This is a genomic window from Anaerotruncus sp. 80 (assembly GCF_009936115.1).
Lineage (GTDB): Bacteria > Bacillota > Clostridia > Peptostreptococcales > Anaerovoracaceae > Senimuribacter > Senimuribacter intestinalis.
Genome location: NZ_QWES01000056.1, coordinates 1 through 2,509, shown reverse-complemented (window position 1 = coordinate 2,509; position 2,509 = coordinate 1). Strand labels below are relative to the sequence as shown.

At 35.4% G+C, this 2,509-nt stretch carries 3 protein-coding genes and 1 pseudogene; all 4 read right to left on the bottom strand.

Annotation, left to right across the window (positions count from 1 at the left end; translation table 11 throughout):
• Positions 1–202: pseudogene (locus D1155_RS15435) on the bottom strand (IS4/IS5 family transposase); the annotation flags it as partial.
• A 262-nt stretch (positions 203–464) separates the two neighbouring features.
• Positions 465–1,214 carry a hypothetical protein gene (locus D1155_RS15430; protein WP_160203300.1) on the bottom strand — a complete coding sequence of 250 codons (750 nt, stop codon included), beginning with the start codon at positions 1,212–1,214 and terminating at the stop codon, positions 465–467.
• Between the two features lie 48 nt (positions 1,215–1,262).
• Positions 1,263–1,604, bottom strand: a complete 342-nt coding sequence (locus tag D1155_RS15425; protein WP_160203299.1) for a hypothetical protein — start codon at positions 1,602–1,604, stop codon at positions 1,263–1,265.
• A 519-nt stretch (positions 1,605–2,123) separates the two neighbouring features.
• A partial coding sequence (locus D1155_RS15415; RefSeq protein ID WP_160203298.1) for a transposase occupies positions 2,124–2,509 on the bottom strand: 386 nt, incomplete at its 5' end.

Below are 2,509 nucleotides of genomic sequence, written 5' to 3'. Positions count from 1 at the left end.
CATAGCCAAACTGCCGTAAAAGTTCATTTGATAAAGATGCTCCCTCCATTGTCAATAACGAAAGAATCATTTTCTCATATGGTATTTTTCTGTTTCTGGAAAAATCTGTTTTGGGGTTAGAAACAAGGTCTGTTAAATCCTGTTTCTGCTTATTAATAATGTCCATAATCAAATTTTTTAGTTCCAGTGAAGTCCTATTCATGCGGTATCCTCCTTGTAAAAAGATGTTATCTAATTACAAGGGCCGCTTTAGCTGCCTCTAAAATATTCAGCAGCTAAAGCGACCGCATTTTTTTGTTCATATGTCAATACTTATTCTCAAAAAAATCCCACACCACATTTTCTGTGATGTGAGATTTTCTTAACTTAATGCCATTGGGCAAATGCTGGAGAGTGTTATTTTTCTGCAAAAGTGCATAAAGACTCTTTTTTTATTTAGAATATTTCTCTTACTATTGGAGAAATTAGAAATTTAAATATGGGGAATTGTACGTGGTATCTCCTTTGTAACTTGTCCCATTCCAAATAAAGATGTGACCATAAGCACGATATGTTCCGGATGATGTTGAATATGTTGCGCTTGTAGTATACTTCTTACAACCATCACTACTATTAAAAGACGTATCCTTCGATGCAACAATTGTACCAGCGGCATTCACAACATAGGGTCTTATTCCTAAATTACCTGCTGCAACAGAAGTTCCGCTTTCAACCCCAAGGCTAACACTTGAACTTGCATATTTTGTTCCTGCTTTAGAAAGGTTAATGGTAGCCTCACCATAATATGTTCTTGATCCAACCGTCCAAAATTTCTTTGAAGATGTAGCAGAATACAGAGATCTTGCTTGAATACCACTTTCATTTGTATCAGGTGCAGAAATAACAAATTCCCCAATAACCGTTATCCCATCATTTTTATAAACGGGGATTATTCGATCTTTTTGTTCTTTTTGAAGCTGGATTGCCTCTTCTGGATTTTTTGGTAACTCACCGAAAAAATCCGCTTCCTTAACAAATCCATTTTGTCCATTAGTTGCTACTGCAGCAATAAGATCTGGAACTTCTGTCTGTGTCACAATGGAACCATACGTATCCCCAGCTTCATTTGTTTTTAGCGTTTGAGCCTCACTCTCAGCCGGTACTAATGCCAGCATAAATGTAGCAACTAATGCTAACGCTAAACCTAACCGAAAAACTTTGCTTCTACAGGTCATAATACGACCTCCTTACTATCTTCAATTATAATAGAATATAAACGAATACTAATTAAATTGAAATTCTCCAATGACAGTAATACCATCATTTTTATAGACCGGAATACTTTTCACAAAAGAATCCTCTTGTATGTTTAATGCCTCTTCCGGATTTTTAGGAATCTCTGATACGAAATCGTCCTTTTTTACATATCCGCTTTTTCCATTTGTAGCCATTACAGCTATCAAATCAGGATCTTCCTTTAAGAAAATTCCTGTTGGATCAGCAATATGAGCCATGCGACCATAAGTTTCTCCATTTTCATTCGTCTTATAACCAATATTCAAACAAAGAGCAATGCAAACTGTAAGAATCGTTATACTACATATAACTATCTTTTTAGATTTCATTATTATATCCCCCCCTTTTCTTTTTTATAAGAATATCATATCGATAATAATCTGTCAATCGCTTATTCAAAAAAAATGAAAATTTCAGTCTATTTCATCAAATCTGACAGGTTCCTGCACGGCTCTTCGTGCAGATATAGTTACTAGTACAGATATTCTTCTTACCGGCGACAAAGACTTTCTGGAGACAGGGCTTGAAAAGCATATAGCTATGACTCCCTCAGATTTCTTGAAGATGCTGTAAAAATAATACTCTCTAGCAAATGTTCAATGGCATTAAGTTAAGGGATTTAAAGAGAAGTTAGTATTGTTCGCGATATTAACTTCTCTTTCTTTCCCTTTGATTCAAGCTGATTAATTGTTTTTTGTAGATTTAAAAATGCAACAAATAGACAAGAGCGTTCCCTTGTCAAAAAAATACTGTATATTTCAAATCTCTAAATGAAGTTTCAATTCCCCACCGCATGCCATACAGTTGTTTCAGAGTATCCGCAGGGAATTCATCAGTATCCGGCAGCTCTAAGCCATGCAGAATACCGATGAATATTGATTAAAATCTTTCACCCGTATTAGATAAAACCATCCTTTTTCTTGGATATGAGCCATGTTGTTATATGCTTCATATCCTCTGTCTGCAATCACAATTACATTTCCCTGCAGAGCGGATCTGTCCACCATTTCAGTAAACGCTTTGTTTTCACCGGCTTCTTTGCGTTTGAAAACGACTGCATCCTCATAAGTGTGAGATTTCAGATTATATAAAGCATTCAAATGCAGCAGATTATAAGGCTTTACACCTTCTGCTATTTGAAAAAGAGCGTCTTTATCGTTTAGATTAGTTGCGATTTGAATATCTGAACCATCAACAGCCAAGAGTTTATATCCTTTATAATTATCATTACTAT